The organism is Candidatus Pelagibacter sp., assembly GCF_052046145.1.
Lineage (GTDB): Bacteria > Pseudomonadota > Alphaproteobacteria > Pelagibacterales > Pelagibacteraceae > Pelagibacter.
Genome location: NZ_JBNGZR010000001.1, coordinates 960728 through 980429, shown reverse-complemented (window position 1 = coordinate 980429; position 19702 = coordinate 960728). Strand labels below are relative to the sequence as shown.

17 protein-coding genes, 2 tRNA genes and 1 other RNA gene are annotated in these 19702 nt (G+C 27.0%); 18 read left to right on the top strand and 2 right to left on the bottom strand.

The window, feature by feature from the left end:
- Positions 1-12: 12 nt before the first annotated feature.
- The 7 genes from ACTT88_RS05285 to ACTT88_RS05255 all read left to right on the top strand — a co-directional run bounded on the left by ACTT88_RS05285 (position 13) and on the right by ACTT88_RS05255 (position 5567).
- Positions 13-474 (top strand): GatB/YqeY domain-containing protein, encoded by a 462-nt coding sequence (locus ACTT88_RS05285; RefSeq protein ID WP_440908268.1) that lies wholly within the window; start codon positions 13-15, stop codon positions 472-474.
- Positions 474-2249 carry a DNA primase gene (dnaG, locus tag ACTT88_RS05280; protein ID WP_440908267.1) on the top strand — a complete coding sequence of 592 codons (1776 nt, stop codon included), beginning with the start codon at positions 474-476 and terminating at the stop codon, positions 2247-2249. The genes ACTT88_RS05285 and dnaG overlap by 1 nt, the downstream gene beginning before the upstream one ends.
- Positions 2250-2321: 72 nt before the next feature.
- On the top strand, positions 2322-4145 hold the full coding sequence (gene rpoD / locus ACTT88_RS05275; protein ID WP_440908266.1) for an RNA polymerase sigma factor RpoD: 1824 nt from the start codon (positions 2322-2324) through the stop codon (positions 4143-4145).
- A gap of 3 nt (positions 4146-4148) precedes the next feature.
- Positions 4149-4223 (top strand) — tRNA-Val (locus ACTT88_RS05270).
- A 58-nt stretch (positions 4224-4281) separates the two neighbouring features.
- Positions 4282-4830: a tetratricopeptide repeat protein gene (locus ACTT88_RS05265; RefSeq protein WP_440908265.1), complete on the top strand. Its 549-nt coding sequence runs from the start codon at positions 4282-4284 to the stop codon at positions 4828-4830.
- A complete protein-coding gene (locus ACTT88_RS05260) occupies positions 4830-5438 on the top strand; it encodes a 2OG-Fe(II) oxygenase (protein WP_440908264.1) in 609 nt (202 codons plus the stop codon). The genes ACTT88_RS05265 and ACTT88_RS05260 overlap by 1 nt, the downstream gene beginning before the upstream one ends.
- A 52-nt stretch (positions 5439-5490) precedes the next feature.
- Positions 5491-5567, top strand: a tRNA-Ile gene (locus tag ACTT88_RS05255).
- Between the two features lie 12 nt (positions 5568-5579).
- On the opposite strand, the gene ACTT88_RS05250 is transcribed toward ACTT88_RS05255, so the two are convergent.
- On the bottom strand, positions 5580-6170 hold the full coding sequence (locus tag ACTT88_RS05250; RefSeq protein WP_440908263.1) for an MlaC/ttg2D family ABC transporter substrate-binding protein: 591 nt from the start codon (positions 6168-6170) through the stop codon (positions 5580-5582).
- A gap of 14 nt (positions 6171-6184) precedes the next feature.
- Entirely contained in the window at positions 6185-6973 is a 789-nt protein-coding gene (locus ACTT88_RS05245; RefSeq protein WP_440908262.1) for an MlaA family lipoprotein, read from the bottom strand.
- Between the two features lie 105 nt (positions 6974-7078).
- On the opposite strand from ACTT88_RS05245, the gene ACTT88_RS05240 reads away from it, so the two are divergent.
- From ACTT88_RS05240 to ACTT88_RS05190, 11 genes are all read left to right on the top strand, one after another.
- A complete protein-coding gene (locus ACTT88_RS05240; RefSeq protein ID WP_440908261.1) occupies positions 7079-7816 on the top strand; it encodes an N-acetylmuramoyl-L-alanine amidase in 738 nt (245 codons plus the stop codon).
- A gap of 41 nt (positions 7817-7857) precedes the next feature.
- An RNA gene (rnpB, locus tag ACTT88_RS05235) (RNase P RNA component class A) lies at positions 7858-8215 on the top strand.
- A gap of 178 nt (positions 8216-8393) precedes the next feature.
- Positions 8394-8852 (top strand): division/cell wall cluster transcriptional repressor MraZ, encoded by a 459-nt coding sequence (gene mraZ / locus ACTT88_RS05230; protein WP_075536451.1) that lies wholly within the window; start codon positions 8394-8396, stop codon positions 8850-8852.
- 10 nt (positions 8853-8862) lie between these two features.
- Positions 8863-10341: a cell division protein FtsZ gene (gene ftsZ / locus ACTT88_RS05225; RefSeq protein ID WP_440908260.1), complete on the top strand. Its 1479-nt coding sequence runs from the start codon at positions 8863-8865 to the stop codon at positions 10339-10341.
- Positions 10342-10359: 18 nt separating this feature from the next.
- Positions 10360-11370 carry a 16S rRNA (cytosine(1402)-N(4))-methyltransferase RsmH gene (rsmH, locus tag ACTT88_RS05220; protein WP_440908259.1) on the top strand — a complete coding sequence of 337 codons (1011 nt, stop codon included), beginning with the start codon at positions 10360-10362 and terminating at the stop codon, positions 11368-11370.
- Positions 11367-11672 carry a cell division protein FtsL gene (locus ACTT88_RS05215; RefSeq protein WP_440908258.1) on the top strand — a complete coding sequence of 102 codons (306 nt, stop codon included), beginning with the start codon at positions 11367-11369 and terminating at the stop codon, positions 11670-11672. Before rsmH ends, ACTT88_RS05215 begins: the two co-directional genes overlap by 4 nt.
- Entirely contained in the window at positions 11672-13363 is a 1692-nt protein-coding gene (locus ACTT88_RS05210) for a peptidoglycan D,D-transpeptidase FtsI family protein (RefSeq protein ID WP_440908257.1), read from the top strand. Before ACTT88_RS05215 ends, ACTT88_RS05210 begins: the two co-directional genes overlap by 1 nt.
- 2 nt (positions 13364-13365) lie before the next feature.
- Entirely contained in the window at positions 13366-16209 is a 2844-nt protein-coding gene (locus ACTT88_RS05205; RefSeq protein WP_440908256.1) for a UDP-N-acetylmuramoyl-L-alanyl-D-glutamate--2,6-diaminopimelate ligase, read from the top strand.
- On the top strand, positions 16210-17295 hold the full coding sequence (gene mraY / locus ACTT88_RS05200; protein ID WP_440908255.1) for a phospho-N-acetylmuramoyl-pentapeptide-transferase: 1086 nt from the start codon (positions 16210-16212) through the stop codon (positions 17293-17295). It abuts the gene before it with no gap.
- Positions 17295-18593 carry a UDP-N-acetylmuramoyl-L-alanine--D-glutamate ligase gene (gene murD / locus ACTT88_RS05195; RefSeq protein ID WP_440908254.1) on the top strand — a complete coding sequence of 433 codons (1299 nt, stop codon included), beginning with the start codon at positions 17295-17297 and terminating at the stop codon, positions 18591-18593. The genes mraY and murD overlap by 1 nt, the downstream gene beginning before the upstream one ends.
- Positions 18580-19701: an FtsW/RodA/SpoVE family cell cycle protein gene (locus tag ACTT88_RS05190; protein WP_440908253.1), complete on the top strand. Its 1122-nt coding sequence runs from the start codon at positions 18580-18582 to the stop codon at positions 19699-19701. Before murD ends, ACTT88_RS05190 begins: the two co-directional genes overlap by 14 nt.
- The last annotated feature ends 1 nt before the right edge of the window (position 19702 follow it).

The window sequence follows — 19702 nt, the reverse complement described above, 5'->3', positions numbered from 1 at the left end:
GATTAAAAAATTATGTCATTAAAACAGACCATCGAAAACGAATATAAAAATGCTTTAAAATCTAAAGATAAAAATAAAATATCAACCTATAGGTTAATATTATCTTCGATTAAGGATTTGGATATTGTTAACAGATCAGGCCCTAACAAAAAAGAAACTGATGATGAGGACATTAAGAAACTTTTAAAAAAAATGGTTAAACAACGAGCCGAATCGATCGATATTTATAAAAAAAATAATAGAACAGATCTTTTAGAGGTTGAGCAAAATGAATATGATATTTTAACAAGTTTTTTACCCAAACAGCTTAGCGAAGAGGAAACCAAAAAAATTTGTTCAGATATTATTTCGAAAATTGGAGCAAATTCATTGAAAGATATGGGAAAAGTTATGGGTGAGCTCAAAAAAAATCACGCAGATGAAATTGATTTTTCCAAAGCAGGATCAATGATTAAAGAATTGTTGAACAAATAATGAAATACCCAAAAGAGTATCTTGATGAAATTAAAAATAGGTTGAAAGTTTCAACAGTAGTATCAAAAACTGTTTCCTTAAAAAAAAGAGGTAAAGAATTTGTAGGTCTATCGCCTTTCAAAAATGAAAAAACACCCTCATTTACTGTTAATGATGAAAAAGAATTTTATCATTGTTTTGCAACCTCTGAACACGGAAATATTTTTGATTTTGTGATAAAAACTCAAAATTTGAAATTTGGAGAGGCAGTTAAATTTCTAGCTCAATTAGCAGGGATGCAGCCATATATGTTTTCAAAACAAGATGAAGAAAGAGAGAAAAAATGGAATGAGTATAAATCTATTTTTAGTAATTATGTAGATTTTTATCACAATGAACTTTTAAAAAATGAAAATTATTCAATTGCTAGAGATTATTTAAAAAATAGATCACTAAGTAAAGATGAAGTAAAAAAATTTAAAATAGGATACATAGAAAAAAATCCGAATTTTTTTGAAAAATTAAAAAAAGATTATAGCGAGCAAACTTTAGTAGAAACTGGTTTATTCTATTTAGACGAGAAAAAAAAAATTTATTTAGAAAGATTTAGAGGTCGATTAATATTTCCAATCAATAATATTTCAGGTCAACCAATTGCTTTAGGAGGTAGAATTATAGAAAATTTAGATTTTTTAGCTAAATATATAAATTCACCTGAGACAAATTTTTTTAAAAAAGGATCAAATTTATATAATTTAGATTTAGCAAGAAAACTTTCAAATAAAATTGATCATATTTATCTGGTTGAAGGATACATGGATGTAGTAGGTCTAAGTAAAAATGGAATAGATAATGTTGTAGCAAATCTTGGCACGTCTTTAACCGACAAGCAAATTTTAACTTTAAACCAATTTTTTGATGATATCATAATATGTTTTGATGGTGATGAGAGTGGATATAAAGCTGCTGTTAGAGCTGCTGAAAATTCAATTAAAGAACTAAAACCAGAAAAACAAATTTCATTTTTATTTCTACCAGATAAAGAAGATCCAGATAGCTATGTGAATAAAAATGGTAAAGCTAATTTTATAGATTTTACAAAGCAGAGCAAATTATCAATTCATCAATTTATTTTTAGTCATTATAAAAAACAAACCAAAAATAATCCTTCATCGATGGCTATTTTTGAGAAGAAACTTAGAGCAATTGCAAATACAATTAAAGATGATTTTATAAAAAAATATGTTTTAGAATATTTTTTAGAAAAAATTTCTGAACTAACGCCACATTCTAATCAAAATAATAAAAGATTTTACACAAAAAAAAAAAAATCTTTAGAGAGTACAAAAAAATATTTTCAAGAAAGTCAGTCTTTGACTGGAGTTGAATTAAAAGAGTTTTCTTTATTATATTTGGTCATAAATAAATTAGATTTGTTACAAGCAAATATTCATTTGATTGAAAATATTAAACTATTTACTGAGTTAAATAAAAAAATATTTGAAATGATTATTGAAAAATTGAAATCTGGTTCACAAATCAAAACCCAAGATCTTGACTTAGATGTTCAATTAATGGAAAAAATAAATAAATTTGCACCAATCAAACATATCTTAAAAAATCAATCTGATGATGATCAAAAAATAATTGAATTACTAGAGGACATCTCTAGAGATTTAATGAATTATGATCTTGAGTTTAGAATCCAAGAGTTAGAATCGAAGTTTTCAATTGATATGAGCGAGAGCACATTTAATGAGCTAAAAGAGCTTAAAAAAAAGCAGAATCTCAATTAATTGGGTAAAATTAATAATGGATTTTTATATAATTGAGATTATATAAGATCCTTCAGTTTACATTATATTGTTGTGGAAAGAATAATTACAAAATCATTTGCTAGATTAATGGGTCGTGGAACTCATAGAGGATTTATAACCCACGAAGAGTTAAGTAAGTCATTAGGAAAAAGAAATTTGTCTGATGAAAATTTAGCACAAGCTTTTATTCATATTTTGGATGAAAAAATTTCTTTAGTTGAAAAAAAATCAGATTTTAAAGTTTTAAGAAAAAAAGAAAATTCTAATAAAGAAGAAGGTAAAACAATTGAAAAAAGTGATGATCCTATAAGAATGTATCTTAGAGAAATGGGTGGTGTTGAGTTGCTATCCAGAGAAGGTGAAATTGCAATAGCAAAAAGAATTGAAGCAGGAAAAGATGTTATGCTAATTGCTCTATCTCAAAGCCCGATTACTGCTCAACAATTTTTTGAATGGAATGATAAATTACAAAAAGATGAAATTTTAGTTAGAGAAATTATAGATATTGATACAAATTACATGGAAGATGAAACCACAGGACCAAGTGCTAAACAAAAAAATTCAGGTGAAACAGATAAGGAAGACGGTTCAACTGATGAAGATGATGATTTTAATCCTACTCTTGCAGCCATGGAAACTGAAATCAAACCAAAGGTTTTAAAAACAATTAACACTCTTACAAAAGAATATATAAAATTAATTAAATATCAAAAAGAAAAGTTAGAATGTGTATTAAATAGCCATCCTTTTTCTAATGCTAAAGAAAAAGGATACGAAAAAATAGTCGATGATATATTAGAAAATATTAAATCATTACAACTATCGCCTTCTGTTTTAGAGGAGCTCGTTCAAAAACATTACGTTGAAAATAAAAAAATAATTTCACTTGAAGGAAATCTTTTAAGACTTGCAATGGATCATAAGATTCAAAGATCTGAATTTATTAAATTTTATGTTGGAAATGAAATTAATCCAAATTTTAAAAAATTTTTAGATACGAATATAATTTGGAAACAGTTTTTTGCAAAAAATAAAGATGAATTTAAAAATATAAGAGAAAGGCTTATAGAAATAAGTCATAAATTAGGAATTTCTGTAACTGATTTTAAAAAGTTAGTAAGTAGAGTTCAAAAAGGTGAAAAAGAGTCAAGAATAGCGAAAAAAGAAATGGTTGAAGCCAATTTAAGATTAGTTATCTCAATTGCAAAAAAATATACGAATAGAGGTCTTCAGTTTTTAGATTTAATCCAAGAAGGTAATATCGGACTTATGAAGGCTGTTGATAAGTTTGAGTATAGAAGAGGTTACAAATTTTCGACTTATGCAACATGGTGGATAAGACAAGCCATAACAAGATCAATTGCAGATCAAGCAAGAACTATTCGTATACCAGTCCATATGATCGAAACTATAAATAAAATTGTTAGAACACAAAGATTAATTTTAAGTGAATTTGGAAGAGAAGCTACGCCTGAGGAGTTAGCACAAAAGCTAAGAATGCCTTTAGATAAGGTTAGAAAAGTATTAAAAATTTCTAAAGAACCTGTATCTCTTGAAAAACCAGTCGGAGATGAAGAAGATAGTAGCTTAGGTGATTTTATAGAGGATACAAAAGCATTGGCACCTTTAGAGCAAGCAATTAAATCAAATTTAGGAGAGGCAACAACGAAGATTTTATCTACATTAACTCCAAGAGAGGAAAGAGTATTGAGAATGAGATTTGGTGTTGGTATGAACACAGATCATACTCTGGAGGAGGTTGGATTGCAATTCTCAGTAACAAGAGAAAGAATTAGACAAATAGAAGCTAAAGCTCTTAGAAAACTTAAGCATCCAAGTAGGTCAAAACAGCTAAAAAGTTTTCTAGAAAGCTAGTTGGGGCCGTTAGCTCAATAGTAGAGTACTGCATTGACATTGCAGGGGTAGTTGGAGCGTAACCAACACGGCCCACCATTTTAATTTATATTTCAAATTACTTTTTTTTTAGTAATATAATTTTCACTAAAAATTAATGTCAAATCAAACAAAACATCTTATAGTTGATAAAGCAACAAGTCTTATGAAAAGCTCTCTTTTTTTCGAGGCTATAGAATTAATTAATAGCTCTATTAAAATAGATAAGGCTGATTTTCAATTATATTTTTTATTAGGAACTTCTTACTTACAAATAAATAATTTAGATTTAGCAGAATTAAATTTAACAAAATCGGTAAAATTAAATGAAAATTTTAGTGGAGCAGCTCATAATCTAGGTGTTGTCTTAAATTTAAAGAAAAAATTTTCTGACGCTAAAATTCAATTTTTTAATGCTTTAAAAATTAAACCAGACAATCTAGACACTTTAATTGAACTTGGAAGAACTTATCAATTTTTAAATGATTTTTCTTTAGCAAAAAAGTATTATGAAGATGCGCTCAAGATTGATCCTGGTAATAAAAAAGCTAATGGTCTATTAGGAAAAATGAACTTAAATAATGGTTTTCATAAACAGGGTCTTATTTGTTTACAGAGAGCTCAAGGATTTATAAGAATTTATGATGAAAGTTTTGAGATAATTTAATGAAAAGAATTATGAGAGAAACTGATCAAGTTAATTTTATTGGAGAGTGGAATGTTCCAAACGATAGACTTTTTGATGATTTGGTAAATTTTTTTGAAGATAATAAACATTTGCATAAAAAAGGGGTAATTGGAGGAAATAAAAATTTAAATTTAGAGAAAAAAAAAACTACTGAAATATCAATAGATCCAATTAAATTAAAAAATCAACAATACTATATATTTAAAGAATATTTTGATGAATTGCTAAAGTGTTATAATGATTACAAAGAACAATGGCCTTTCTTAAAAGGAAAATTTAAATCATTAGATATTCCCAGTTTTAATTTGCAAAGATATTTGCCTGGAGATCATTTTTCTCAAATGCACTCTGAAAGAATCTCAACACCAACCATGCATAGAGTTTTTGCTTGGATGACCTATTTAAATGATGTCAAGGTTGAAGATGGTGGGTGTACAGAATTTATGCATTACAATATAAAAATTAATCCAGAAAAAGGAAAAACTTTAATTTGGCCAGCAGAATGGACTCATGCGCATGCTGGTCAAATTCTTAAGAAACATAAAAAATATATAATTACTGGATGGATGTGTTTTTCTTTTAATTAAAAATATCTTTGATTGATATGTTGGAAAAAATGATATAACTAATTTCTGTTTTGGGCCTGTAGCTCAGTTGGTTAGAGCAGTACACTCATAATGTATTGGTCCCAGGTTCGAGTCCTGGCGGGCCCACCAAAAAGTTTATTTTTATTTATTGGAAAACTCCTCTAGAGTTTTGAATAGAGCATTAATATCTCCATTATTAGAATTTAAAATTGATGAAAACTCCTCTTTTTGAGTTCTTGCTAAACTAAGACCTTCAATTATTAAATCTCTAATTAGTGGATTGTCAGGATTTTTAGTATATATCCTCCAATCAATTTTTACCTCAGGTCTATCCGATGTTCCTATTAGTAAGCTATTAACAATTGTATAATTTTTATTAAGAAATTCTTTACTTTGAACTTCAATTTCTGGATTAGTGTACTCTGCTAATCTACTAGAAAAACTTTTTAAAAAGTAAGACTCAAATAACTCTGAATACTTAATTTTTTGATTTTTATCTAAATTTTTTCTTGCTTGTCCAAGTGAATAAAAACCAACACCTTGAATATCGACGGTTTCTTTTGCTATTGCTTTTAATTCATTAATTTTTTCTTCTTTAGATATATCTTTAGATAAAACATTGGAAGCTCTATTTACAGTAGATTGAACAAATACATCTGGTTCTATTGAATAAGAATTTACAAAAGCTGATGTGTAAAAAAATAAAACTAATATAAAATTTCTAAATTTCATTAAGTTAGTTTTAATTACTGAGTTTCTATCTCTTCCCAATCACTATCATCTTGGGTTTCAATAATTTTATTTGTGTTTAAAATTTTCTGCTGTCTATCTTGTAAATATAAACTTTTTACTGAAGCGTAAAAATCAATTGAATTTTTTTCTAAATTTTCTATAGCATCATAGTTTTTAGCTCTAAAATCTATGCCACTTGTAACTCTTGATGCATAATAATCAAAATCACTGAAATGCTGTGTGTCGTTTACAACTGTTACATTATACCAAGCATCTCCGCCAACAAAGCTTGCTAAAGATGCAGTAGTATCTCTAACTGTACTAGGTCCTAAAACAGGTAAAACTAAATAGCAACCAGGACCGACGCCCATTGTTGCTAAAGATTGACCATAATCTTCTTTCTCATATTCAGGAAATCCTAAATGTTGAGCTACGTCAATTAAACCTAAAATGCCAACCGTTGTGTTAATAACAAATCTACCCGAATTAACTCCAGCTTTTTTATAATCTCCTTGCAAAATATTATTTGGAATTGTTACAAGTGTAGATAGATTATCAAGAGAGTTACTTACTCCATTTTTGACTGGAGAAGGCAGGACTCTGTATGCACTGGCAACTGGTTGAAACAATATTCCATCTAAAGCTTGGTTGAAAGCGAAAGAAGCTCTGTTTATAGTTTCAAAACAATCTTTAACTTCAGTGGGTTTATTTTTTTTTAAGATTAATTCACCATCGGATCCAGCATTCGCATTGAACGCTGTTAAAAAAATTACAGTTAATAAAAGTACTAATTTTCTAAACATTGCAACCTATATAATATATAAAATTTAATTGTAAATTAAGATTTATTTTAAAAAAATGACTATAAAATGTCTATAAAGTAGCCAAATTTAATAAATAATTAATAAATGAACATAAATACAACTCTGAATTACTCACCCAATTTTGATATTAAAAAAAGAAAATTTGAACAAATTAAATTTATTATTTTCCATTATACAGGTATGAAAAATGATAAAGAGGCAATCAATCGTCTTACTGATGTTAAATCAAAGGTCAGTAGCCATTTTTTAATAAGAGACAATGGAAAGATAATAACTTTAGTGCCAGAACTTTATGTTAGTTGGCATGCAGGAATTTCGTCATGGCAAAATTACAAATCACTTAATAAACACTCAATTGGTATAGAAATTAGTAATCCAGGTCACGACAATAAGTATAAAAAATTTTCAAAAAAACAGATTCAATCAATATTAAAACTAAGTAAATATTTAATTAAAAAATACAAAATTAAAAGTAAATTTATTTTGGGACATTCTGATATTGCTCCTTTAAGAAAAAAAGATCCTGGCGAAAAATTTCCTTGGAAACATTTATCAAAAAATAACGTTGGATTGTGGCACGATTTAAATGAAAAAAAACTTTTCAAAACAAGAGCATTGAAAGTTTATAAATATCACGAAATTAATTTTCTTAAAAATTTATATAAAATTGGTTATTCAAGAGTTTTTAATAAAGACAAAAATAAAAACATCAAATTACTTATAAAAGCTTTTCAAAGAAGATTTAGGCAAGCTTTAATAAATGGTAAAATTGATCAAGAATGCTTATTAATAAGCAAAAATATAGTAAAAAAATTTAAATAATATTTCTTGAAAATAAAAACTTAAGTAATAAATTGTAATTGCCAGATAAACGACTTATCACTTTAATTTATTTTAAAGAGGAAAGTCCGGGCTCTACAAGGACACAGTGCCAGGTAATACCTGGCGGGGGCGACCCTAGGGACAGTGCCACAGAAAATAAACCGCCATAACATGGCAAGGGTGAAAAGGTGTGGTAAGAGCACACCGGTTCTATTGGTAACAATGAACGCTGGAAAACCCCACTGGGAGCAAGACTAAGTAGAGATGACATTGTTGAAAAAACTAAAAGCCGTCCTTGGCTAGTCATCAGGGTTAGTTGCTTGAGCTTAAGAGTGATCTTAAGCCTAGACAAATGATAGGTTTAAATGACAGAACCCGGCTTATAGTTTATCTGGCACATCAAATCAAAAATCACTTTAAGTTTCTTAGTTTGTTCTCATTTTAAAAGTACGACTGACCATTTTATTTACTACTAAAACCATAATAGTACTAAAATATTAGGTATTGACGTCGAGTTATAAAACCCATAATATCCCATAAATTCCCATTTATGTGGGAACAAAGGAAATTATGTTTTATGTTTTTATCAACATACGAAAACAAATTAGACAAAAAAGGGAGAGTATCTGTGCCAGCTAGTTTCAGGTCACATTTGTCAAATTTAGGTTACAATGGTGTTATATGTTATCCATCATTTAATAACTCATCTATAGAAGCATGCTCCCAAGATAGAATTGAAAAAATTTCTTCAGCAATAGACTCTCTAAATCCTTTTGAGGAAAAAAGAGATTATTTTGCAACATCAATATTAGCAGAAAGTATAAATTTACAATTTGATAGTGAGGGCAGAATTTCACTTTCATCAAAATTATTAAAACATGCAAAAATAAAAAATAGCATGTTGTTTGTTGGTCAAGGCCAAACATTTCAAATATGGGAACCAACGGCATTTGAAAAATTTAAGATAACAGCGAGGAAAAAAGCAAATATTAATCGTGGTAATCTTAAATGGGAGCTTCAACATAACAAACAATAGGGGATAAAAGATGACAATTAATTTTAAAGCACCAGAAATAAAAGAGCTACAGCCACGACTACTAGTTTTAGGAGTTGGTGGAGCTGGCGGAAATGCAATTAATGAAATGATAGAAAATAATCTACAAGGAGTAGAGTTTATTGCAGTAAATACTGATGCTCAAGATTTGAAGCTTAGTAAAGCAAAAACGAGAATTCAAATTGGATTAAATTTAACAAAAGGTTTAGGAGCAGGAGCAAAACTTGATATTGGTCAAGCTGCAGCTGATGAGTCTTTAAATGAAATTGTAAATACACTTCAAGGTGCAAACATGGTTTTTATTGCAGCTGGTATGGGTGGTGGAACGGGCACTGGTGCTGCTCACGTCATCGCAAGAGCTGCTAAAGAATTAAATATCTTAACTGTAGGGGTTGTGACTCTTCCATTTTTATATGAAGGCCCCTCTAGAATGAGAAGAGCACAACAAGGTTTGGAAGAGTTAAGAAAACATGTTGATACAATAATTGTTATACCTAACCAAAATCTATTTAAAATAGCTAATGAACAGACTACTTTTGAAGAGTCATTTAATCTTTCAAACAATGTTTTGATGCATGGTGTACAAAGTATTACAGATTTAATGGTCAGACCTGGTTTAATAAACTTAGATTTTGCTGATGTTGAAACTGTTATGGCAGCAATGGGTAAAGCTATGATGGGTACTGGTGAAGCTGAAGGAGAAGGTAGAGCTCTAAAAGCTGCGGAAATGGCAATTAGCAATCCATTAATAGATGACTATACTTTAAAAGGTGCAAAAGGTTTATTAGTAAACATTACTGGCGGTAAAGACCTTAAACTTTTTGAAGTTGATGAGGCTGTAAATAAAGTTAGAGCAGAAGTTGACCCTGAAGCTGAGTTAATTATTGGTGCAATTACTGACACTGAACTTGATGGAAAAATGAGAGTTTCAATTGTTGCAACTTCTCTAGACGGTCAGCAACCTGAATCAAAATCTGTAGTAAATATGGTTCATAGAATTCAAAATCGTAATCCTGGTTATTCAGATTTTTCAAATATTGGATCCTCTCAATCCTTCAATTTTTCAAACACAACAACATCAAACCCAATTACACATGGTGCTAATGCTTTAAAGCTTGAAAATGAAATTATCCAAGAACAACAAACTGAAAGTTCTCACAATCAAATGATGAATGAGGAGGTTGTTCAAAATACCGGTATAGAAAGCAAAAGTATAGTTGAGGATAATTCAGTTAATGAAATAGAAAAATCTTTTGCTCAAGAGGCTATGGAAACAAATCATGAAGAAATCCAAGACAATAATGAACAAGAAGCTCCTAATGATCTAAAAGAATTTGGAGTTGATTCTAATGCCCCAGATTTATTTAGTTCAGAGTCTGAGAATTCAAGTCCTGATGATTTATTATCTTCCAATGAAGAGGAAGAAGATGATCTTGAGATACCAGCATTCTTAAGAAGACAAAAAAATTAATGGTCTTCCAAGAAATAAATGGACGCCACCATAGTACCGAAAATGCAAAAGCATTATCCGGTACTGCTAAAAGAAATTATTAGCGTTATTTCCCCTCAACATGGTGGCACATTTATTGATTGTACGTTTGGTCAAGGTGGTTACACCAGAAAAATTTTAGATTTTAACAATACAAAAGTAATAGCTCTTGATAGAGACATAGAGAGTGAAAAAATTGCTAATCAATTAAAACAAAACTTTGAAGATAGATTTATTTTTAAAAATATAAAATTTAGTCAATTAACTAATTTAAAGCTCAAAAATGAAAATATAAGAGGTGTAATTTTTGATCTTGGTTATTCTTATACTCAAATAAAAGACCCACAAAAAGGATTATCATTCGATACCAGCGGTAAATTAAATATGCAGCTGGGATTAAATACTTTTTCAGCAGAAGATGCAATTAATAAACTAGATGAAAAAGAACTGGAAAAAATTTTTAAATTTTTTGGAGAAGAAAAAGAAGCAAAATACATTGCGCGTAATATTTTAAAAGAAAGATCTAAAAATAAAATTGATACCAAATCTTTAGTTGAAATTATTGATAAATCGAAAAAAAGAAAAAATTTTAAAGTTCATAATGCAACAAAGGTTTTTCAAGCTCTTAGAATATTTGTAAATAAAGAAATAAGTGAGTTAATATTTGGACTCATCAATGCTGCGAAAGTTTTAAAAAAAGGTGGAATTTTAGGAGTAGTTACTTTTCATTCCTTAGAAGATAAAATTGTAAAATATTTTTTTAAAAGTCTTTCTGAAAATAAAAGCATTTCAAGATATAGTCCTGTCATAGAACAATCAGAGACTCTATTTAATTTAATACAAAAAAAACCAATAATACCATCACGTGACGAAGTAACCAAAAACCCACCGTCTAGATCTGCTAAATTTAGATATGCAATTAAAAAAACTGACTTTTATAATTTTGATACCGATATAGAGGAACAGTTCAGAAATTATATAGAAATAGAAAATTATGGAGACAAATTATGAAAAAGTTTTCTTTAGCAGTAGTTATATTTTTTTTAGTTTTGTCAACTGCAATCATAAAAAATACGACCAAACAGATTGAAGATGAAATATTTACAGCAAAAGAAAATATTAGAATTTTAAACTCTGAATTTGAAAATGCATCCTTGGAGTATGATTATTTAAGTTCTGCAGAAAGATTACTTGAGTATCAGTCTCAGTATTTTGAATATGAGTTAATTCAAAAAAATATGAACGATATAAAAATCTACAATATTTCAGATGATATAAATAAAATCCAAAATTTTAAAATTATTAAAGAGTAATGGCTGATAATAAATCAAAATTAACCATAGAAGACTACAAAAGTGATTTTAAATTTAAGAAAAAAGAGAACGGATTAAATATTCAATTTAATCGTGTAGCTTTTATTTTCTTTGTTTTTTTTATTATATATTTAATTTACACAATACACTTACTTCACTTAGGTTCACAAAAAAGTAAATTAGAAAAAATAAATAATCTTCCTGAATCTAAAAATCAGCTTTATCGAGCAGACATCATAGATATTAATGGAAATTATTTAGCTAAGACAGTTAAATCGATTGATATTGGTTTAAAAACCTCAGATATAATCAATGAAAAAAAATTACTTCTAAGTTTAAATATTATTTTTCCTGACAAAAATTTTGATGACATTAAAAAAAAAATAAAAACCAAGAAATTTTTTTATTTCGAGAAGAAAATTTCAGAGGAAAATTATGAAAAAATAATGAAATTAGGGGACAAATCTTTAGTTCCAGAAGAAAGAGTTTTAAGAATATATCCACAAAAAAATCTTTTTAGTCATGTTTTAGGTCAGATAGATGATGATAATAATGGTATTTCTGGATTAGAAAAATCATTAAATGATGAACTTAGAAAATCTAAAGAGTCAATTAAACTTACATTAGATAAAGATATTCAATTTTTAATTAGAAAAGAATTAATTAAATATCAGGAAATTTTTAAAAGCAAAGGTAGTGCAGCCATTTTAATGGATGTTAATAACGGCAATATTTTATCATTAGTTTCTTTGCCAGATTTTAATCCAAATGAAAGACAAAATATTACAGATGTAAATTATATTAACAGGGTAACTAAAGGAACATATGAACTTGGGTCTGTATTTAAAACATTTACTTTTGCAAGCGCACTAAATGAAAAAATAATTAAGCCAGAGACTGAATTTTTAGATTTACCTAAATCAATTAAATGTGATAAATTCAGAATAGGTGAGTACGACAATGAAATACCATCAGATTTAACTGCAGAGCAAATTTTAGTTAGATCTGGAAATATAGGATCGGTAAAAATTGCCCAAAAAGTCGGCTCAGAAAAATTTAAATTATTTTTAGAAAAAGTTGGTGTGTTAAGTGATATTGATTTTGATATTGAAGAAGTTGCTCCTCAAAAAAATTATGATTTTGGAAAATGCAGATTGGCTACAGCTTCTTTTGGACATGGAATAGCAACTACAATTCTTCAATTAGCAAAAGGTTATTCTGTTTTATCAAATGGTGGGTATGAAATTAAGCCAACATTAATTTATAAAGAAAATAAATTTAATAAAAAAAATAAAAGAATATTAAACATAGGTATTTCAGAACAAGTTGTTAGCGCTTTAAGAAAAATTGTAAATACTGAGGAAGGGACAGCTAAATTTGCAGATGTTCAAAATTATGAAATTGGTGGAAAAACAGGAACTGCTGATCAACCTGAAGGTGGAGCATATTCTGAGGCAAAAATAAATACTTTTGCTTCTGTTTTTCCCACATCAAATCCACAATTTGTTTTTGTTGTAATGCTAGATACTCCAAAAAAATCTAAAGATTATTATTATAAGTATAGACATCGAAAAGGAGGGTGGAAGGGCACACTTTATAATACTGCTGGCTGGACTTCAGTAGAGGTAGCTGGAAAAGTAATTGATAAAATTGGGCCTATTTTAGCCACAAAATATATAGAGGTTAATTAATTATGCTCCTAGGACACTACTTTCATAACATAAATAAAAATTATAAAAATTTTTCTTTTTCAGGAATTTCATTTGACACGAAGAGTATTAAAAAAAATAATATTTTTTTTGCAATCAAAGGAAATAGTATTGATGGTAATAAATTTATTCCTAAAGCAATTAAAAAAGGATCTAAAATTATTGTAACCGAAAGAAAAACAAATCAATTCCAAAATGGAATTTTGTATATTTATACAAATAATGTAAGAAAATTATTAGCTGAAACTGCTTTTAAAATTTATAATAAAAAACCAAAAAATTTAATTGCAGTTACTGGTACAAACGGAAAGTCATCAGTTGCAGATTTTTATTATCAAATATTAAATTTAAATAATAAAAAAGGTGCTACAATTGGCACACTAGGTGTTAAATCAAAAAGTATAAATTTGAATTTATCTAATACCACAATAGATCCAATAAAATTGGCTAAAATATTAAGCAAGTTAAAAAATAAAAAAATAGAAAATGTAATTATGGAAGCCTCAAGCCATGGTTTAAAGCAAAATAGATTAGATGGTTTAAAGTTTAATTCAGGTATATTTACTAATCTATCTCAGGATCATCTTGATTATCATAAAAATTTAAAAAACTATTTAAATGCAAAACTTTATTTATTTGAAAACCTAATATCAAAAAGAGGCAATGTAATTACAGATCAATTAATACCTGAGTTTAAAAACATAAAAAAAATTGCAATTAATAAGAAATTAAAATTACATACACTTAATGATGAGAAAAATAGTCTAGATCTTTTATCACATAATTTTAAAGGAGAGGGTCAATTTCTAAGAATTAAATCAAATAGTTTGATAAGGGATCTAAATTTAAATTTAATTGGAAAAATACAATTAAAAAATGTTTTGATGGCTATAATCGCAGCAAAATATAGTGGTATTAGTTTAGATAAAATTTTAAACACAATCCCAAAATTGAAACCAGTTGAAGGAAGATTTGAAAAAATTGGTAAAATTAAAAATCAATCAAAAGTAATTCTTGATTATGCTCATACACCTGATGCTTTAAAAACTTGTCTTTTAAATCTTAGAGAACAATTTCCCAATAAAACTATCAAAGTGCTATTCGGTTGTGGGGGAAATAGAGATCAAAATAAAAGATCCAAAATGGGGAAAATAGCTAGTGATTTTGCAGATAGTATCATTCTTACAAATGATAACCCTAGATTCGAAAATCCTCAAAAAATAAGACTAGATATAAAAAAGGGAATTAAAAAAAAGAGAATTACTGAAATATCAAATAGAGCAATTGCAATAGCACAAGCTATTAAAAATTTGAATTCAGGTGATATTTTGTTAGTTGCTGGAAAAGGACATGAGAAAACACAAGATATTGGAAATAAGAAAATTTTTTTTTCAGATAGAAAAGTAATCTTAAATGCTATCAAGAATAAAAATAATAATTTATCAGATAATTTAAAATTAAATGTGGTTAAAGAGTCAGCTAAAATTAAAAAATTGTCTGCTTCCATATCTTTAAAAACAGCAAGAATTAATTCTCAAGAAGTTACTAGAAATGATATTTTTTTTGCTATTAAAGGAAAAAAAAATGATGGTAATAAATATGTTGCAAAATCATTCAATAGAAAAGCATCATTAGCCGTAGTCAACAAAATTCAAAATAAATTAAATAAAAATCGTCAGATTAAAGTTAAAGATACTTTAAAATTCTTAACAGACATTTCAAAGACTTTTAGAAAAAGTATTGATACAAATATTATAGCTATTACAGGTAGTTGTGGCAAAACCACACTTAAAGAATTGTTAGGCAGTGTATTAAGTAAAATTACCAAAGTAAGCATTTCTCCAAAATCTTATAACAACAAATTCGGGGTTCCTTTAAGTCTTTTTAATTTAAAACAAAATGATGAATTTGGAATTTTAGAAGTTGGAATGGATAAAAAAGGTGAAATTGATTATTTATCAAAAATTATAGAACCAGATGTTGGAGTAATAACAAATATTAATTATGCACACGCTAAAAACTTTAAAAATATAAAACAAATCGCCTTGGCAAAATCTGAAATTATTAACAACATAAAACCTTGTGGTTATGTTGTGTTGAATGCAGATGATAATTTTTTTCAATTACATAAAAAAATTGCTAAAGAAAAGAAAATTAAAGTAGTTTCTTTTGGTATTAAAAGTCAGAAAGCAGACATTAAATTAATTAATATAAAGACTTTTGGAAAAAAATTTAAAATTAATATTAGGTTAAATAATAAAAAAAAGTATTTCATATTATCCAATGATTTTCAAAATAATTTATATAACACACTTTCAGCTTTAGCAGTTATTAGTATTTATAAAAATATATTTAAACTAAATAAAAATATTTTTCTTAATTTTAAAATTCCTGGAGGGAGAGGTGACCATTCTATGATAAAAATAGATAATAAAAAAATCAATTTAATTGATCAAAGTTATAATTCAAATCCTCTATCATTAAAAACAGCAATAAAAAATTTTGATAAAATAAAATCAAAAACATCAAATAAATATTTACTAATTGGTGACATGTTAGAGCTCGGTAGTCATTCTAAAAAACTTCATCAATCTATCGCTCCAATAATTAATCAAACCAATATAGACAAGGTGTTTGTAAAAGGTAAAATGGCACCTATAATATTTGCAAGTATCTCAAAAGCCAAAAAAGGCAGGATTTTATTAAACAATTCTCAAATTATTGAATTGATTAGAAAAGATTTAAACAATAATGATTATTTAATGATTAAAGCCTCACTTGCGACAGGATTCAACGACATAGTAAAAGATCTGAAAGGATTACATTAAATGCTTTATCAATTTTTATTAAATTTTGTTGATACTTTTAGTTTTTTAAATGTATTTAAATATTTAACATTTAGAACAGGTTTATCTTTTTTTACTTCATTAGTTATTGTGTTGATTATTGGAGGTCCTTTTATTAAATTTTTTTCAAAACAAAAAATTTTAAATCCAATTCGGGAAGATGGACCTGAAGATCATATAGTTAAAAAAATTGGTACACCAACAATGGGAGGTTTAATAATTTTATTAGGCTTATTGGTATCAGTAATATTTTGGGCAGATTTATCAAATATTAATATTTTATTTTGTATATATATAGCAATTACTTTTGGTTTATTGGGAGCATATGATGACTTTAACAAGATTAAATATAGCAACTCATCAGGAATTTCTTCTAAGTTTAAAATAACTTCACAAATATTGTTAGCAATTATTGGTGTAAGTTTTTTCGTTTATTTGAACGAATATCAAGATTTAAATAATTTATATTTTCCATTCTTTAAAAATTTAATCATAAACCTTGGATGGTTTTTTATACCATTTGCAATATTCGTAATTATTGGTTCCTCAAATGCTGTTAACCTTACAGATGGATTAGATGGTCTAGCAACAGTGCCTGTAATATTAGTTGCAGCATGTTTTGCTTTTATAAGTTATGTTACTGGAAACATCGTATTTTCAAATTATTTACAAATTCCCTACATAGAAGGAACTGGTGAAGTATCAATTTTTTGTGGTGCAATTATTGGCTCTTGTTTAGGTTTCTTATGGTTTAATGCTCCGCCTGCTAAAATTTTTATGGGCGATACAGGCTCGTTATCTCTTGGAGGATCTTTAGGTGCAGTAGGAATTATCACAAAGCATGAAATTGTTTTAGCTATTACAGGTGGACTTTTTGTACTAGAGGCAGTTTCAGTAATGGTTCAGGTGATTTCGTTTAAACTTACTGGAAAAAGAATTTTTAGAATGGCACCTATTCATCATCATTTCGAGAAAAAGGGATGGCCAGAGTCTACAGTTGTAATAAGGTTTTGGATTATCTCTATCATTCTAGCAATGATTGGTTTAGCTACATTAAAATTAAGATAATGAAAATATTTAATAATATTTTTTTTAGAAAAAAAATATTAATTTATGGTTTAGGAAAGAGTGGCATTTCATCTTTTAATTTTTTAAAAAATAAGTCTGATGTATATTTGTTTGATGACAATCAAAAAATTAAATTAAAATTAAAAAAAAAAATAATTAAGTTAGAGCAAATCCAAAAAATAAATTTTGATAGAATCATTATTAGTCCTGGAATTGATATTTCAAATTGTAAATTATCGAATTTTTTAAAGAAAAATTTAAAGAAAATTCATACTGACCTTGATGTTTTATTTTCATTTTATAACAATGAAAGTGTTACGATTACTGGAACAAACGGTAAATCTACAACTGCAAAAATTTTACATGATGCTTTAATCGATCAAAAAAGAGACTCAAGACTTATTGGAAATATTGGTAATCCAGCATTATCAGAAAAAAATATTACAAAAAAAACAATTTTTGTAATAGAGGCTTCTTCATATCAATTAGATTACAGTAGCGTATTTAGATCAAAATATGCTGTAATTTTAAACATAACTGCAGACCATATTGAGAGACATAAAAGTTTAAAAAATTATGTAAATGCAAAATTTAAATTATTAAAATCTCAAACAAGTGGATCTTTTGCTTACGTAAAAAAAGAGGATGAACTTATAACTAAAAAATTAAATAAAAATAAATATAGTTCAAAAATCTACAGAGTACAGACCTCAAGTATAGATAAAAAGTTTAATAAAATTACTAATAAATATTTTATATCTGATGGCAATAAAGAAAATTTATCATTTATATTTAAAATTGCTCCAAGATTAAAACTTAATTACAAAAAATTAATTAAAACTATTAATAAATTTAAAGGCCTAGATTTTAGACAACAAATTATATTTGATAAAAATAATCTCACAATAATTAACGACTCTAAATCTACAAGCTTTGCTTCCTCAGAAAATATATTAAAAAATTTAAATGATGCGTATTGGATCTTAGGAGGAATTCCCAAAAAGGGAGATAAATTTAAACTATCAAAAATAAAACATAAAAATATCAAAGCTTATATCTTTGGATCGTATCATAGAAAATTTATAAAAATTTTAAAAAATAAATTAAAAAATAAAAATTTTAAAAACTTACAAGAAACTCTTAAAGTTATTTTTTCGGAAATTAATAATCAAAAATCTAAACAAAATATTATTTTTTTCAGTCCAGCTGGAGCTTCATTTGATAGTTTCAAAAATTTTGAAGATAGAGGATATTATTTTAATAAAATTATTAAAAAGTATATAAATGCAAAGCAATAGTATTGTTTACAAATTTTATTATCAATGGTGGAAAAACATTGATAAATCTATTTTTTTATTAATAAGTTTATTATTTACTATTGGATTATTTTTTTCTTTAGTTTCAACTTCTCTAATAGCTTCTGATAAGTTAGATACCAACAGTTATTTCTTCTTTTTTAAACATTTGATTTATGTGTTAATTGGAATATGTCTTATCTTTATATTTTCCTCTTTAAATTCAGATCAATTATATAAATTCTCTATTTTTCTTTTTTTTATTTCACTTATTTCTTTATTTCTTGTGCCATTCTTTGGTGTTGAAGTTAAAGGTTCTAAAAGGTGGATAGATTTATTTATTTTACCAAGATTTCAACCCATAGAGGTTCTAAAACCATTTTTGATAATAATTTTATCAACTATTTTGTGCGATATTAGATCAAATATTTTATTTAAGTATTTGATATCAATTATTTTGATATCCGTCATTTCTTTACTTTTAATAGCTCAACCAGATATTGGCCAAACTTTATTAGTGGTATTTTCTTGGTCAGTTCTAATCTTTACATCAGGAATTAATATATACATTCTTTTGGCGGTAATTTTTATTGGTGCATTTTCGCTTGCTTATCTAATTATTTTTGTACCTAAGTTTGATTATATTCAAGGACGAATTTTTTCTTTTTTTAACAGAGAAACAGGTACTCATAATTTCCAATCCGATAAAGCATTAGAGTCAATTACAAGTGGAGGTTTTTTTGGCAAAGGTATAGGTGAGGGCGTTCTTAAAAATAGAGTTCCAGAGGCTCATACTGATTATATTATTTCAGTAATTTCTGAAGAGTTTGGTGTTGTTGCCATAATCTTAATATTATTATTGTTTTTGATCTTAATTTATATGGTTTTTAAAAAGATAAGTTTTGAAACAAATGATAAAGCTAAACTTATTTTAATCGGATCTATTAGTTTAATATTAATGCAGGCCACAATTCATATTGGAGTTAATATAAGATTATTTCCAACTACTGGAATGACACTACCTTTTTTAAGTTATGGTGGTTCATCAATAATAAGTACATCAATATTAGCTGGTATAATTTTAAATTTAACAAAAAGAAAAATAACTTAAT

Coding starts and splice junctions, on each gene's coding strand:
- ACTT88_RS05215 (WP_440908258.1), top strand. CDS start 11,367: ATGAAAAAGTTTTCTTTAGCAGTAGTTATATTTTTTTTAGTTTTGTCA.
- ACTT88_RS05285 (WP_440908268.1), top strand. CDS start 13: ATGTCATTAAAACAGACCATCGAAAACGAATATAAAAATGCTTTAAAA.
- ACTT88_RS05240 (WP_440908261.1), top strand. CDS start 7,079: ATGAACATAAATACAACTCTGAATTACTCACCCAATTTTGATATTAAA.
- ACTT88_RS05250 (WP_440908263.1), bottom strand. CDS start 6,170: ATGAAATTTAGAAATTTTATATTAGTTTTATTTTTTTACACATCAGCT.
- ACTT88_RS05265 (WP_440908265.1), top strand. CDS start 4,282: ATGTCAAATCAAACAAAACATCTTATAGTTGATAAAGCAACAAGTCTT.
- ACTT88_RS05260 (WP_440908264.1), top strand. CDS start 4,830: ATGAAAAGAATTATGAGAGAAACTGATCAAGTTAATTTTATTGGAGAG.
- ACTT88_RS05190 (WP_440908253.1), top strand. CDS start 18,580: ATGCAAAGCAATAGTATTGTTTACAAATTTTATTATCAATGGTGGAAA.
- ACTT88_RS05210 (WP_440908257.1), top strand. CDS start 11,672: ATGGCTGATAATAAATCAAAATTAACCATAGAAGACTACAAAAGTGAT.
- ftsZ (WP_440908260.1), top strand. CDS start 8,863: ATGACAATTAATTTTAAAGCACCAGAAATAAAAGAGCTACAGCCACGA.
- mraY (WP_440908255.1), top strand. CDS start 16,210: ATGCTTTATCAATTTTTATTAAATTTTGTTGATACTTTTAGTTTTTTA.
- ACTT88_RS05205 (WP_440908256.1), top strand. CDS start 13,366: ATGCTCCTAGGACACTACTTTCATAACATAAATAAAAATTATAAAAAT.
- murD (WP_440908254.1), top strand. CDS start 17,295: ATGAAAATATTTAATAATATTTTTTTTAGAAAAAAAATATTAATTTAT.
- dnaG (WP_440908267.1), top strand. CDS start 474: ATGAAATACCCAAAAGAGTATCTTGATGAAATTAAAAATAGGTTGAAA.
- mraZ (WP_075536451.1), top strand. CDS start 8,394: ATGTTTTTATCAACATACGAAAACAAATTAGACAAAAAAGGGAGAGTA.
- rsmH (WP_440908259.1), top strand. CDS start 10,360: ATGGACGCCACCATAGTACCGAAAATGCAAAAGCATTATCCGGTACTG.
- ACTT88_RS05245 (WP_440908262.1), bottom strand. CDS start 6,973: ATGTTTAGAAAATTAGTACTTTTATTAACTGTAATTTTTTTAACAGCG.